This window comes from Bacteroides sp. PHL 2737 (assembly GCF_004115325.2).
Taxonomy (GTDB): Bacteria; Bacteroidota; Bacteroidia; order Bacteroidales; family Bacteroidaceae; genus Bacteroides; species Bacteroides hominis.
Window position 1 is genome coordinate 927,864 of sequence record NZ_CP040630.1, and the last position, 15,010, is coordinate 942,873.

11 protein-coding genes are annotated in these 15,010 nt (G+C 42.9%); 7 read left to right on the plus strand and 4 right to left on the minus strand.

Features of this window, described 5'->3' with window-relative positions:
* Positions 1 to 57 precede the first annotated feature (57 nt).
* A complete protein-coding gene (locus DBK98_RS03830; protein ID WP_005812459.1) occupies positions 58 to 1,740 on the minus strand; it encodes a SulP family inorganic anion transporter in 1,683 nt (560 codons plus the stop codon).
* A 261-nt stretch (positions 1,741 to 2,001) separates the two neighbouring features.
* Between DBK98_RS03830 and rbr the strand changes: the two genes are divergently transcribed.
* Entirely contained in the window at positions 2,002 to 2,580 is a 579-nt protein-coding gene (rbr, locus tag DBK98_RS03835; protein ID WP_005782823.1) for a rubrerythrin, read from the plus strand.
* Between the two features lie 84 nt (positions 2,581 to 2,664).
* Here rbr and nadB read toward each other — a convergent pair whose 3' ends face one another.
* Positions 2,665 to 4,236 (minus strand): L-aspartate oxidase, encoded by a 1,572-nt coding sequence (gene nadB, locus DBK98_RS03840; protein ID WP_005782820.1) that lies wholly within the window; start codon positions 4,234 to 4,236, stop codon positions 2,665 to 2,667.
* Between the two features lie 107 nt (positions 4,237 to 4,343).
* Here nadB and DBK98_RS03845 point away from each other — a divergent pair, with 107 nt between their 5' ends.
* From DBK98_RS03845 to dacB, 3 genes are all read left to right on the plus strand, one after another.
* Complete coding sequence (locus DBK98_RS03845; protein WP_032531545.1) at positions 4,344 to 4,742, plus strand: PH domain-containing protein; 399 nt, start codon at positions 4,344 to 4,346, stop codon at positions 4,740 to 4,742.
* A 6-nt stretch (positions 4,743 to 4,748) separates the two neighbouring features.
* Positions 4,749 to 6,092: a dihydrolipoyl dehydrogenase gene (gene lpdA, locus DBK98_RS03850; protein ID WP_032535579.1), complete on the plus strand. Its 1,344-nt coding sequence runs from the start codon at positions 4,749 to 4,751 to the stop codon at positions 6,090 to 6,092.
* A 103-nt stretch (positions 6,093 to 6,195) separates the two neighbouring features.
* Positions 6,196 to 7,605, plus strand: coding sequence for a D-alanyl-D-alanine carboxypeptidase/D-alanyl-D-alanine-endopeptidase (gene dacB / locus DBK98_RS03855; RefSeq protein WP_032535580.1), 1,410 nt, complete (start codon positions 6,196 to 6,198; stop codon positions 7,603 to 7,605).
* Between the two features lie 56 nt (positions 7,606 to 7,661).
* Here the strand turns inward: dacB and DBK98_RS03860 are convergent, their stop codons facing one another.
* Both DBK98_RS03860 and DBK98_RS03865 read right to left on the minus strand, forming a co-directional pair.
* On the minus strand, positions 7,662 to 9,161 hold the full coding sequence (locus tag DBK98_RS03860) for an acetyl-CoA hydrolase/transferase family protein (protein WP_005782811.1): 1,500 nt from the start codon (positions 9,159 to 9,161) through the stop codon (positions 7,662 to 7,664).
* 35 nt (positions 9,162 to 9,196) lie between these two features.
* Positions 9,197 to 9,526, minus strand: a complete 330-nt coding sequence (locus DBK98_RS03865) for a hypothetical protein (RefSeq protein WP_032531548.1) — start codon at positions 9,524 to 9,526, stop codon at positions 9,197 to 9,199.
* 330 nt (positions 9,527 to 9,856) lie between these two features.
* Between DBK98_RS03865 and miaB the strand changes: the two genes are divergently transcribed.
* The 3 genes from miaB (at position 9,857) to DBK98_RS03880 (ending at position 14,942) form a co-directional block, all read left to right on the plus strand.
* Positions 9,857 to 11,230: a tRNA (N6-isopentenyl adenosine(37)-C2)-methylthiotransferase MiaB gene (miaB, locus tag DBK98_RS03870; RefSeq protein WP_005812447.1), complete on the plus strand. Its 1,374-nt coding sequence runs from the start codon at positions 9,857 to 9,859 to the stop codon at positions 11,228 to 11,230.
* 116 nt (positions 11,231 to 11,346) lie between these two features.
* Entirely contained in the window at positions 11,347 to 12,765 is a 1,419-nt protein-coding gene (locus tag DBK98_RS03875) for an alpha-L-fucosidase (RefSeq protein ID WP_032535581.1), read from the plus strand.
* 62 nt (positions 12,766 to 12,827) lie between these two features.
* Complete coding sequence (locus tag DBK98_RS03880; protein ID WP_032535582.1) at positions 12,828 to 14,942, plus strand: glycoside hydrolase family 2 TIM barrel-domain containing protein; 2,115 nt, start codon at positions 12,828 to 12,830, stop codon at positions 14,940 to 14,942.
* Positions 14,943 to 15,010 lie beyond the last annotated feature (68 nt).

Below are 15,010 nucleotides of genomic sequence, written 5' to 3' on the forward strand. Positions count from 1 at the left end.
GGATGAAAGCGACCTCCGTCCACTTCCACCCGCCTGTTGTGTGCAGATAGTATCAGATTATAAATTCATAATTTCTTTGGCTCTGTCCAATGCTACATTAATGTTCGGACAGATGTTTTGTTTTCCCAGTAATTCATAGAAGCCGGATTTCTCGAGCGTGTTGTGCACTTTTTCATTTACTCCCGAGAGCACAATGGTGATCTTTTCTTTTTGAGACATTTTGCAGAGACTGGTCAGGTTATGAATACCGGTTGAATCGATAAATGGAACTTTACGCATACGTATGACACGTACTTTGGGACGGTCGCCCAGTTGTGCCATTGTCTCTTCAAATTTGGTTGCGATGCCGAAAAAGTACGGACCATTAATCTCATATACCTCCACTCCGGCAGGTATTATCAGATGTTCTTCGCACACCGCGATGTCCAGTTCGTCATTCGGATCTATTTCGTCTTTGATGACAGATATTTCGGTAGTTTCCATTACACGGCGCATGAACAAGATGCATGCAATCACCAGGCCTACTTCGATGGCGATAGTCAAGTCGAAGATGATGGTGAGGAAAAAAGTGATAAGCAGTACTGTTACATCCGATTTGGGATTTTTCAGTAATGCCTTGAAAGTGCGCCATTCGCTCATGTTATAAGATACGATAACCAATACTCCTGCCAGACATGCCATTGGGATGTACTGTGCCAAAGGCATCAGGAAAAGGAGGATCAGCAATAAAACTACAGCATGGATTATACCGGCTACCGGTGTTTTACCGCCATTATTGATGTTTGTCATTGTACGGGCGATGGCTCCGGTAGCAGGAATACCACCAAATAACGGTGTGATAAGGTTGGCTGTTCCCTGGGCAATCAGTTCGGTGTTTGAATCGTGCTTATCGCCCGTTACACCATCGGCTACGGTTGCTGACAATAACGATTCGATTGCTCCCAAAACGGCAATGGTAATAGCTACCGGAAACAAGTCCTTGATGGCCTCCCAATTGAGTGCAGGCATGGTCGCGTCAGGTAATTCGGATTTGATTGTAAAACGGTCGCCAATGGTATCGATGGTGTCAATACCGGCGTATGTTTTCAATAAATATACTACTGCCGTTACTACAATGATGGCAATAAGGGAACCCGGAATTTTCTTTGAGAACCGGGGGGTAATGGCAATAATGATGATACTGGCAATACTCACAATAGTGTTCCACCAATTGATTGTATCGAAATGGCGGAAATAAATCATCCATTTCCCGATAAAGTCTCCCGGTACTTTCTCTCCACCAAAGTTTAATCCGAAAATATCAGCAATCTGTGTTGTGAAAATGGTGACGGCTATACCGCTGGTAAAACCTACAATAATCGGGTAAGGAATAAATTTAATAATTGCGCCCAATTTAAAAACTCCCAATAAGATAAGGAGTATGCCGGCCATCAGGGTAGCTACAATCAATCCTGCTTCTCCGTATTGCTGGATGATGCCATAAATGATGACAATGAATGCTCCGGTAGGTCCTCCGATCTGTACTTTGCTTCCTCCGAGCAGCGAGATGATGAACCCCGCAATAATAGCCGTGATAATTCCCTTTTCGGGTGATACGCCTGATGCGATACCAAATGCGATGGCCAGAGGCAAGGCTACGATACCTACAATGATACCTGCCATCAAATCGGCCATAAACGTTTCTTTAGAGTAGTTCTTCAAGGCTGAGAATAACCTTGGTTTGAAATCAAACACTTTCATTTTTTTCTTTACTTATATATAATGTGATAAATGTCGTTATAATCCTTGTTTTGCAAAGTCGAGGTTGCAAAATTACATAAAATAAATGGTAATAAGATGTTTTTGAACATCTTATTTATTTTTGATCAGTTTTGTCTATATTGCAATAGATATTATTAATGAATAAAATTCCGGGTTTTGTGAACTAAATCCTTATATTTGCGTTGTTAATAAAGGCAAGTAACCGACAAACGTAATTACCAATCTAAAATATATCAGATTATGACTAAAAGTATTAAAGGCACTCAGACAGAAAAGAATTTGCTGACATCATTTGCAGGTGAATCACAGGCAAGAATGCGTTACACTTATTTTGCAAGCGTGGCTAAAAAAGAAGGTTACGAACAGATTGCAGCTATCTTTACAGAGACTGCCGATCAGGAAAAAGAACATGCAAAACGTATGTTTAAGTTCCTTGAAGGGGGTATGGTTGAAATCACTGCAAGTTATCCTGCTGGTGTTATCGGCAACACTCTTCAGAATCTGCAGGCTGCCGCAGCAGGCGAACACGAAGAATGGTCTATGGATTATCCTCATTTTGCAGATGTTGCAGAGCAGGAAGGTTTCCCGATGATTGCCGCTATGTATCGTAATATCTCTATTGCGGAAAAAGGTCATGAAGAAAGATACCTTGCTTTCGTGAAGAACATTGAAGTTGCATCTGTATTTGCCAAAGAAGGAGAAGTTATATGGCAGTGCCGTAACTGTGGTTATATCGAAGCAGGTAAGGAAGCTCCTGAGGTATGTCCTGCATGTCTGCACCCACAAGCATATTTCGAAATTAAGAAAGAAAATTATTAATAGAATCAGACTGTATTTTGGAGAAAGGTGGAGCTGTTTAATTATGGCCCCACCTTTTTTCTATGCATTAATAATACTGTTTCTTTATTTACCGGCGTGTGGATAGTCAACCGTGTAGTGCAGACCACGGCTTTCTTTACGTTCCATAGCCATGCGCATAATCAGATAACCTACATTAATCATATTGCGCAGTTCACATATTTCTTTAGATGCCACGCTGCGTTTGAACAGGCTTTCGGTCTCTTCGTATAGGATATCCAGGCGGTCCCAAGCGCGTTTCAACCGGAGATCGCTACGGACAATACCAACATAAGTGCTCATAATTTGATTTACTTCTTTCATACTTTGAGTAATAAGTACCATTTCTTCCGGTGAGCGGGTACCTTCATCATTCCATTCCGGAATCTCTTCGTTATAAGAATATTGGTCAATCACCGATAAACAATGTTTGGCGGCAGCATCTGCGTAAACCACTGCTTCTATCAACGAGTTTGAGGCTAACCGGTTGCCTCCATGTAAACCTGTACACGAACATTCGCCGGCAGCGTACAAACGTTCAATAGAGGATTGGGCGTTCAAGTCTACCTTAATACCTCCACACAGGTAGTGTGCGGATGGTGCCACGGGAATATATTCTTTGGTAATGTCGATTCCTAAGCTGAGGCATTTTTCGTATATGTTAGGAAAATGTTTTTTGGTTTCTTCAGGATCTTTGTGTGTTACGTCCAGATAAACATGGTCGTCCCCACGATTTTTCATTTCATTGTCAATGGCACGTGCCACGATATCACGGGGTGCCAAAGATAAACGTGGATCATATTTTTGCATGAATTCTTTTCCGTCCATTGTGCGGAGCACACCGCCATATCCACGCATTGCTTCCGTAATAAGGAAAGAAGGACGGTCGCCCGGATGGTAAAGAGCTGTCGGATGGAATTGTACGAACTCCATGTCTTTTACGGTTCCTTTAGCCCGGTATACCATGGCGATACCGTCTCCGGTCGCTACAAGCGGATTAGTAGTGGTCTGGTAAACAGCTCCCACTCCACCTGTTGCCATTAGTGTCACTTTGGCCAGATATGTATCCACTTTACCTGTTCGGGGATCGAGTATATAAGCTCCGTAGCATTTTATGTCCGGTGTCTGGCGGGTGACAGTTACTCCTAAATGGTGTTGTGTCAGGATTTCTATGGCAAAATGATTTTCAATTACCGTAATATTGGGATGTTGTTGTACAGCTTGAATCAAACTGTCTTGAATTTCAGCGCCAGTATTATCTTTATGGTGTAAAATACGAAATTCCGAATGACCGCCTTCCCGGTGTAGATCGAACTCCCCTTTTTCATTTTTGTCGAAGTTTACACCCCAGCTGATCAGTTCTTGTATTTGCGCAGGAGCCTCACGCACGACTTTCTCTACAGCAGTACGGTCGCTGATCCAGTCACCAGCAATCATTGTGTCTTCAATATGTTTCTCGAAATTGTCTACCAGCAGATTGGTCACTGAGGCCACTCCTCCTTGGGCAAAATAAGTGTTTGCTTCTTCCAGCCCACTTTTGCAAACAAGGGCAACTTTTCCTTTATGTGCCACTTTTAGGGCAAAACTCATTCCGGCGATACCGGAACCGATTACGAGGAAATCGAACTTTTTAACCATAAGTTTTAGTGTTTATCACCGCAAAGCTACAAAATAAGTTTTTTCGTTGTGCTTTTCGTTGCCATTAATTCATAATTTTACTAACTTTCCGCCAAAAATCTGACAAAATGAACCGTATTTTTCATGCTCGCATTGTCTGGTACCAGTATTTTCTGCTGGTTGTATTGGGCATTAATGCTTTTGGTTTCTTATGGTGTAAGAATATTATATTGGCTACTTTGATGATGTTGTTTCTGATTGTTATCATCGAACAGATCATACATACAGTTTATACCGTTACTACTGACGGTTTGCTGATACTTAACTATGGGCGGTTTATCCGTAAGAAAACTATTCCCATAGCAGAAATTACTTCAGTCCGCAAAGTCCATTCTATGAAATTCGGAAATTTTGCAGTGACAAACTATTTATTGATAGAATATGGAAATGGAAAATATGCTTCTGTACTTCCGGTGAAAGAAAAGGAATTTATAGAACTGATTGAAAAAACAAGAAACTTAATTTAGTAAGCTATGAAATACCAGGTTATTATTATCGGCGGGGGACCTGCCGGTTACACTGCTGCCGAAGCTGCTGGCAAAGCAGGTTTAAGCGTGTTACTTTTTGAGAAACAGAATTTAGGAGGAGTTTGTTTGAACGAAGGGTGTATACCTACAAAAACATTGCTCTATTCGGCAAAGACATATGATGGGGCTAAACATGCTTCAAAGTATGCTGTAACAGTTTCTGAGGCTTCGTTTGATCTTTCGAAGATCATTGCTCGTAAGTCGAAGGTAGTACGCAAGTTGGTTTTGGGGGTTAAATCAAAATTAACGTCTAATAATGTTACTATCATAAATGGAGAAGCAACAATCTTGGACAAAAACAAAATCTGCTGTGGCGAAGAAATCTATGAATGTGATAACTTAATTCTTTGCACAGGATCCGAGACTTTCATTCCTCCTATTTCCGGAATCGATACGGTAAATTATTGGACACATCGGGAAGCATTAGACAATAAGGAATTGCCCGCTTCGCTTGCTATCGTAGGTGGTGGAGTGATTGGTATGGAGTTTGCATCATTCTTCAACAGTCTGGGTGTGAAAGTGACCGTCATTGAAATGATGGACGAGATCTTGGGAGGCATGGATAAAGAGCTTTCTGCTCTGTTGCGTGCTGACTATGCTAAACGGGGCATTACATTTCTGTTGAGTACTAAAGTTGTTTCGTTGGCACAATCAGAGGAGGGAGTCTTAGTTTCTTATGAGAATGCAGATGGTGCCGGAAATGTGACTGCGGAGAAATTGCTAATGAGTGTAGGTCGCCGTCCGGTAACAAAAGGTTTCGGACTTGAGAACCTGAATCTTCAACGGACAGAGCGCGGAAGTATTTTAGTAAACGGGCAGATGGAAAGTTCATTGCCCGGAGTATATGTATGTGGGGATTTAACCGGATTTTCTTTATTGGCACATACGGCAGTTCGTGAAGCGGAAGTAGCCGTACATGCAATTCTCGGTAAAACAGATACAATGAGTTATTGTGCTATTCCCGGTGTAGTGTATACCAATCCTGAAATAGCCGGAGTCGGGCAAACAGAAGAGTCCCTTATTGCGAAAGGTATTGCTTATCGTGCTGTAAAGCTTCCTATGGCATATTCTGGACGTTTTGTTGCCGAAAATGAAGGGGTAAACGGTGTATGTAAAGTGTTGCTTGGAGATGATGATACGATTTTGGGAGCACATGTTTTAGGCAATCCGGCTTCTGAAATTATCACATTAGCAGGTATGGCCATAGAAATGAAACTAAAAGCGGCCGAATGGAAGAAGATTGTTTTTCCCCATCCTACTGTTGCCGAAATATTCCGTGAAGCATTGTAAGAGTTACAAGTTGTAAGTTACGGGTTATAAGTATCATGCGTATAATGGCGCAATTACTCGTAACCCGTAATTTATGACTTGTCATTCGTTGTTTATAAGCATTATGAAGAAACTGAATTTATTTATTTTATTCTCTTTTTGTTTTTCAATTATTATCCGGGGGCAGGTAGATTTCGCCGCAATTGATTCACTTATTAAGAAGGAATTGCCCCAAGGTTCCGAAGTTGGTATTTCCGTGTATGATCTGACTGCAAAGAAATCACTCTATACATACCGTGATGCCAAGCTTTCGCGTCCGGCATCTACCATGAAACTCTTAACTACTATAACCGCGCTTGCCCGGCCGGATGCAGATGAACCTTTCCGGACCGAAGTGTGGTATAAAGGTACTATAGAACATGATACGCTCCGCGGAGACATTTATGTGATTGGCGGATTCGACCCGGAGTTTGACGATGAAGGTATGAATGCATTGGTGGAGGAAGTGATAACTTTTCCTTTTTCAGTATTGAAAGGGAGAATCTATGGAGATATATCGATGAAAGATTCTCTTTATTGGGGAAGCGGTTGGGCATGGGATGATACTCCCTATTCTTTTCAGCCTTATTTGTCGCCATTGATGTATCATAAAGGTGTAGTGAAAGTAACGGCTGTACCGGGAACGATACGTGGTGACTCGGCGCGCCTGAGTTTTGAACCATCGTCCTCTTATTATACTGTGATCAATGAAACTGAGACACGTACTCCTTCTGCCGGTAAGTTTTCTGTTTCGAGAGGATGGTTAGAGAATAAAAATAATCTTATTGTCAGTGGAAATGTAGAGAATAGAAGAATTGGTGATGTGAATGTGTATTCTTCGCAGGACTTCTTTCTGCATACCTTTGTCGAACGTTTACGTAATAGAGGGATAGAGATTTCGGAGCAGTATGCTTTCGACAGCTTTCAGCCCGACAGTCTTTCTACCCGCATGGCACGTTGGGAATGTCCCGTTCAGAAAGTAGTAGACCAGATTATGAAAGAAAGTGATAACTTGAGTGCGGAAGCATTACTTTGCCGTTTAGGAGCACAAGCTACAGGCAAAAAGCAAGTTTCGGCTAAAGACGGGATCGATGAGATCCATCGGCTGATTAAAGATTTGGGGCATGATCCGGACAATTATAAAATAGCTGATGGTTGTGGATTGTCAAATTACGATTACCTCTCTCCTGCCCTGTTGGTTGATTTTTTGAAGTTTGCTTATTCGAGAACAGATATTTTTCGGAAGCTCTATAAAGCTCTTCCGGTTGCAGGTATTGATGGAACACTTAAGAATCGTATGAAAAAAGGGTCGGCATTTAAGAATGTACATGCCAAAACGGGATCTTATACTGCCATTAACACATTAGCCGGTTACCTAAAGATGGCTAACGGTCATCAGGTGGCCTTTGCCATTATGAACCAAAATGTATTGTCGGCAGCCAAAGCAAGGAATTTTCAAAATAAAGTATGCGAAATACTGGTAAATTGTAAATGATGAACGATGAACACTTTGTAGAAGTCACAGTCGGTTCATCGTTCATCGTTTATCGTTTATTTTTCGTATTCTGCCCAGTTCACGTTTTTCATATCTCCGCTTTTAGCCAGTTCGGCATGCATTCCCAAAGCGGCTTGAATGGCGTGAGGAGTCTGTGACTTATTACCGGCCAGTTTCAGATAATCCCATAAGATTTGTTTGTAATCCGGGTGTGCACAGTTTTCGATGATTGCCTGTGCTCTTTCCTTCGGACTTTTGCCACGCAAATCGGCTACTCCCTGTTCGGTAATAACGATATTAACGGAGTGCTCACTGTGATCCAGATGAGAAACCATCGGAACGATGGAACTGATTTTGCCTTCTTTAGCCACTGACGGACAAGTAAAGATGGAAATATAAGCATTGCGTGTAAAATCGCCCGAGCCGCCGATACCGTTCATCATCTTGGTTCCACCGATATGGGTAGAGTTTACGTTACCATAAATATCTGCTTCAATGGCGGTATTGATAGAGATGATTCCTAAACGGCGGACTACTTCCGGACTGTTAGAGATTTCAGACGGACGGAGAATCAGTTTATCACGGAAGAAGTCCATGTCGTCATAAATGCCTTGCAGACAGTCATTGGTTACGGTCAGTGAGCAGGCACTTCCGAATTTTACACGACCTTCACGGATTAATCCGATCACAGAGTTTTGGATAACTTCGGTATACATTTCGAAAGCAGGGATTGTTTTATCGCGTCCCAATGCTCCTAAAACTGCGTTGGCGATGTTACCTACTCCCGATTGTAACGGAAGGAAGGTGGAAGGAATAATGCCACGTTTCATGTCGGCAGCCAGGAAGTCGGCCACATTCTGACCAATCTTATCAGTAATAGGATCGGCAGCCGCAAATGAACGGGCTTCATCCGGCCAGTTTGTTTCTACGATACCTACAATCTTTTTCGGGTCGACTTGTATATAAGGTAGTCCGACGCGGTCACTCGGTTTGTAGATTGGAATTTCACGACGGTAAGGCGGGTCGAGCGGTTCGTACACGTCATGCATTCCCATCATATTTTTGCTATGTGCACTGTTCAACTCAATGATGATCTGATCGGCCAGTCGGCAGACGGTTGGTGCAATTCCACCGGCAGCTGTCAGATAGATTTTTCCATCCGGAGTCACTTCACAAGCTTCGATGATAGCCACATTCACTTTTCCCATGAATCCGTAGCGCACTTCTTGTGCCATTTGTGAAAGGTGAATGTCATTATAGGCAATCTCACCGTTATTCACTGCTTTACGGAAATCGGGATTGGTTGTGTAAGGGGCACGATAACGGATAGCCTTTACACGTGATAATATACCATCACATGAGTCGCCGGTAGAAGCTCCGGTAAAGATGCCGATCTGGAAAGGGTTTCCTTTTGCATGTTCCGCTTCCGCTATTTTCGCTATTTCGGAAGTGACAGCTTTGGCCGTTCCTGCGGGGGTAAAACCGCTGAGGCCGATGTTATAGCCATGTTTTACAAGGCTGGCAGCTTCTGCTGCAGAAATGGATTTGAATGCCATAATTATAGTATTATTTTCGTGTTAGGAATAATTTTTCAATATTTTCTATTCAGAATTTCGGACCAGATAATGGCTTTTCGGGCTTCTTCAGCCGAGCGAATGGTAAATTCCGGATCATCTGTCGGGGATGTTTCCATTTTCGGAGGAATTGTTTTATTTTTCTTCACTTCCGCTTTCGGAGGGAGCGGTTGGGAACGGAATGTTTGATGTTTTCGCGGTGTTTGAAGGACTTCGGCCTCTTCCGTATCCGGAATGGGTACGAAAGGTTTTTGGGCAGATCTTTCCGTTTTGCTCTTTTTGATCTGTCTGATAAGAGGTAATGCGAAAACAGCCATAATGACGAGGACTTTTAAAATATCATCCATAGTACTTTTATTTTCTACAGTCCGCCAAAGTTATACATTTAATCTGATTGATACCAATATTTTGGCATGAAAAAAGGGCAGCTTCACAGCTCCCCTTAATTTTTTTAACCTAAACCTTAACTATGAAAAAATCTAATGTTTCTTTCATTGCACAAATGTGTGAAATAAAATTAATAGTGCCAAATCCTTACGCCATAAATGTTTGTTCTATTAACATAAATTATCCTTTTGCCTCTGAATCGATAAGCAAAAGTGTTATTTTGGTTTCATTTCACAACTTTTTGAGGATGAAGCTGTATCTTTGCAGGTACAAATTTAAATTCTGAATTTATGAACGAATTGACGGGAGCGGACTTTAAATCCGCAACTGCTGATGACAACAAGAAGTTGTTTATCGAGACTTATGGCTGCCAGATGAATGTGGCCGATAGTGAAGTAATTGCCTCTGTGATGCAAATGGCCGGTTATTCGGTTGCCGAAACGCTGGAAGAGGCTGATGCGGTATTTATGAATACTTGCTCTATCCGTGACAATGCCGAGCAGAAGATTCTGAATCGTCTGGAGTTTTTTCATTCGATGAAGAAAAAGAAGAAGCATCTGATTGTAGGCGTGTTGGGATGTATGGCCGAGCGAGTGAAAGATGATTTGATTGAACATCATCATGTAGATCTTGTAGTGGGGCCGGATGCTTATTTGACTCTTCCGGAACTGATCGCTTCTGTGGAAGCGGGTGAGAAGGCAATGAATGTAGAGCTTTCGACTACGGAAACCTATCGGGATGTGATTCCTTCACGTATCTGCGGTAACCATATCTCCGGATTTGTATCCATCATGCGTGGTTGCAATAACTTCTGCACCTATTGTATAGTGCCTTACACCCGTGGTCGTGAACGCAGCCGGGATGTGGAAAGTATTCTGAACGAAGTGGCCGATCTGGTATCAAAAGGTTACAAAGAGATTACTTTGTTGGGGCAGAATGTAAACTCTTATCGTTTTGAGAAGGAGGGAGGAGAAGTGGTTACCTTCCCAATGTTGCTTCGTGCGGTAGCTGAGGCGGCGCCGGATGTACGTGTCCGTTTCACAACTTCGCATCCCAAAGATATGAGTGATGAAACTTTGGAGGTGATTGCACAAGTGCCTAATGTATGTAAACACATTCACCTTCCCGTGCAAAGCGGTAGCTCGCGCATTCTTAAGTTGATGAATCGTAAATATACGCGTGAATGGTATCTGGATCGTGTATCGGCTATTAAGCGTATTGTCCCCGATTGCGGGCTTACTACGGATATATTCTCCGGTTTCCACTCCGAGACAGAGGAAGATCATCAGGAGTCACTTTCGCTGATGGAGGCTTGTGGCTATGATGCAGCATTTATGTTTAAATATTCCGAGCGTCCCGGTACTTATGCATCTAAACATCTGGAAGACAATGTTCCCGAGGAGGTAAAAGTTCGTCGTCTGAATGAAATAATTGCTTTACAGAATCGTTTGTCTGCTGAATCCAATACCCGCTGTATCGGAAAGACCTATGAAGTATTGGTAGAAGGTGTTTCGAAACGTTCGCGCGATCAGTTGTTCGGCCGTACCGAGCAGAACAGGGTGGTTGTATTCGATCGTGGTACTCACCGGATAGGCGATTTTGTGAACGTAAGAATTACGGAAGCCAGTTCTGCCACGCTGAAAGGTGAAGAAGTTTTCGGATAATCCGTAGTTTTGCATATAAAATAAAAGGTGTAGTCATTGAGAACGTATGGCTACACCTTGTTTGTTATATGGCTACAATGTTTTATCTTTGTGCGTACCTTAGAAAATAGAACACCATGAAGAACAAACTATTTATTTTAATTGCACTCTGCATTTCAATCCATGTTTTAGCCCAAGAACCTAAAAAGGAAATTCCTTTAAAATATGGTGCCACTAACATCGGCAAGCGTCAGGACGAAGCTATGAAGCGGTTTCGCGACAATCGTTTGGGAGAATTCATTCACTGGGGACTGTATGCCATTCCCGGTGGCGAGTGGAAAGGTAAAGTATATAATGGAGCTGCCGAATGGCTCAAGTCGTGGGCTAAAGTTCCTGCTTCTGAATGGCTGGGGCTGATGAAACAATGGAATCCGGTAAAATTTGATGCACGCCAATGGGCGAGAATGGCCAAAGAGATGGGAGTAAAATACGTCAAGATAACAACGAAACATCACGAAGGATTCTGTCTCTGGCCGAGCCGGTATAGTGAATATACCGTAGCGCAGACTCCATTTAAGAAAGATATCTTAGGCGAGTTGGTAAAAGCCTACAATGATGAAGGTATCGACGTGCATTTCTACTTTTCGGTAATGGATTGGAGCCATCCGGATTATCGTTATGAGATTTCATCGAAAGAAGATAGCGTTGCTTTCAGCCGTTTTCTCACTTTCACCGATAATCAGTTGAAGGAATTGGCTACCCGCTATCCGACGGTTAAGGACTTTTGGTTCGACGGCACTTGGGATGCAAGTATTAAGAAGAATGGTTGGTGGACGGCTCATGTAGAGCAGATGTTGAAGAATCTTGTGCCGGGAGTCACTGTCAATAGCCGGCTTCGTGCCGATGATTATGGCAAGAGACACTTCGATAGCAATGGCTGTCTTATGGGAGATTATGAATCGGGGTACGAACGTCGTCTTCCTGATCCGTTGGAGGACTTGCAGGTGACTAAATGGGATTGGGAAGCTTGTATGACCCTTCCCGAAAATCAGTGGGGATATCATAAGGATTGGTCACTGAGTTATGTCAAGACTCCGGTAGAAGTAATCGACCGTATTGTGCATGCTGTATCGATGGGAGGGAATATGGTAGTCAATTTCGGTCCTCAGGCCGATGGTGATTTCCGTTCGGAAGAGAAGGAGTTGGCTGTAGCTTTGGGTAAATGGATGAAGAAGTATGGTGAGTGTATTTATGGCTGTGGCTATGCCGGATGGGATAAACGAGACTGGGGATACTATACCTGTAAAGGTCAAGAGATTTATATGGTTGTATTCAATTGTCCCTATTCGGGTTTCCTTGATGTAAAGGTTCCGAAAGGCACAAAAATAGAGAAAGCCGCTTTACCGGACGGACAGGAACTGAAGGTTGTCGAGACCACCCGGAATGAATATAATGTAGCTATGCCTTCGCAAAATTCGGGAGAACCCTTTATAATCAAATTGCAAATTAAAGAAACTTCCGCTACGACAGACAAGTACCGGGATGCATTGACATAGTAGAATTTCCTTATCTGTGTGTTCACCCGCAAAAAGGTGACCAATCATTAAAATAAAATATTATGAGAAAACTATCTTATTTAATTATTGCATGCTTATGCCTGTGCAGTAGTGTTTTTCCATTGATGGCACGACAGGTTACCGCATTCAATACCGGCTGGCAATTTAAGAAAGGTCCTTTTGCAGCCGATCCGATGCGGGCTGCTTCACAATGGGACGGAAAGTGGGAGACTGTTGAGATTCCACATACCTGGAATGCCAAGGATATGCAAGTTCAATCGGGCTCTTTCTATGAAGGGGTGGGTTACTATCGGAAAACACAGTTTTTTCCTCAAGATTTGAAAGATAAACGTATATTTCTGCGTTTCGAAGGAGTAGGGGCTTGTTCGGAAGTATACGTCAATGGAAAATTGGTCGGCACTCACAAGGGGGGCTACTCTGCTTTTGCCTGTGAAATAGGTACGGTCCTTCAGTTCGGAACAGAGAACGAGATCGTTGTTAAAGCCGACAATAAGGCCCGTCCCGACGTAATTCCGGTCAATCAGAATCTTTTCGGAGTATATGGTGGTATTTACCGTCCCGTATGGCTGATTGTAACTGAGCAGAATAACATTACGGTTACCGATTGTGCCTCTCCGGGTGTTTATATTACCCAAAAGAATGTTTCAAAAAAGTCAGCCGATATAACTGTGAAGGTAAAATTGGATAATGCCAGGCTCCAACCTGCTGCTTTGACTCTTGAAAATGCTATTTATACGCAGGATGGGCGTAAAGTAAGTGTACACAGCCAGTCGTTCGACCTGACTCCGCAAGGAACACAGACCTATACATCTACTTTTAAGATGAAAGATCCGCACCTCTGGCACGGACGCAAAGATCCCTATCTCTATAAGGTTGTCTGCAAGCTGATGGCAGATGGAAAAGTAATTGACGAGGTGGTGCAACCTCTTGGTGTGCGTAAATATGAGATTGTGGCCGGGAAAGGTTTTTTTCTGAATGGAGAAAAGTATCCGATGTATGGCGTAACCCGCCATCAGGACTGGTGGGGACTGGGCAGTGCGCTTAAGAATGAACATCATGACTTCGATCTGGCTACAATAATGGATGTGGGGGCTACTACTGTCCGTTTTGCCCACTACCAACAGTCAGATTATCTCTACTCCCGTTGTGATACACTGGGACTGATTATCTGGGCCGAAATACCTTGTGTAAACCGGGTGACCGGATACGAAGCGGAAAATGCCCAAAGCCAGCTTCGTGAACTAATCCGTCAAAGCTTCAATCACCCTTCTATTTACGTATGGGGGCTTCATAACGAAGTATATCAGCCTCATGAATATACAGCTGCCTTGACCCAATCTCTTCATGATCTTGCTAAGACGGAAGATCCGGATCGTTATACCGTTTCGGTCAATGGATACGGACATATGGAACATCCGGTCAATTTGAATGCGGATATACAGGGTATGAACCGTTATTTCGGTTGGTACGAGAAGAAGATACAGGATATCAAGCCTTGGGTAGAACAACTTGAAAAAGAATATCCTTATCAGAAGCTGATGTTGACTGAATATGGTGCCGATGCCAACTTGGCCCATCAAACCGAATATTTGGGTGACGCCCTCAATTGGGGCAAGCCGTTCTATCCGGAAACATTCCAGACTAAGACACACGAATATCAGTGGAGTGTCATCAAAGACCATCCATATATCATCGCTTCTTATCTTTGGAATATGTTTGATTTTGCCGTACCGATGTGGACACGTGGCGGTGTTCCCGCACGTAATATGAAAGGCCTGGTTACCTTTGACCGTAAAATAAAGAAAGACTCTTATTTCTGGTACAAGGCCAACTGGAGTGAGAATCCGGTTCTTTATCTCACGCAACGTCGTAATGTCGATCGTGAAAAACGAATGACTACCGTTACTGTCTATTCTAATATCGGGACTCCTAAAGTATATCTGAATGGAAAAGAACTGGGCGGTATTCGCAAAGGATATACCGATGTGCATTACATCTTCGATAATGTGGTACTTGCTGATGGGAAAAATGTTCTGAAAGCTGTAGCCGCAATCAAAGGAAAGGAGTATACCGATGAAATCGTATGGAACTATTCCGGTGAGAAAAACCGGGAAGTAGATTCTTATGAGAATAAGAATGAACATTCAGGTTTTTGATAATAGATTTGTCCCACGTACCCGGGCTTATGAGCCCAGGTATGTGTGACGAGATCATGAAAAGGTTA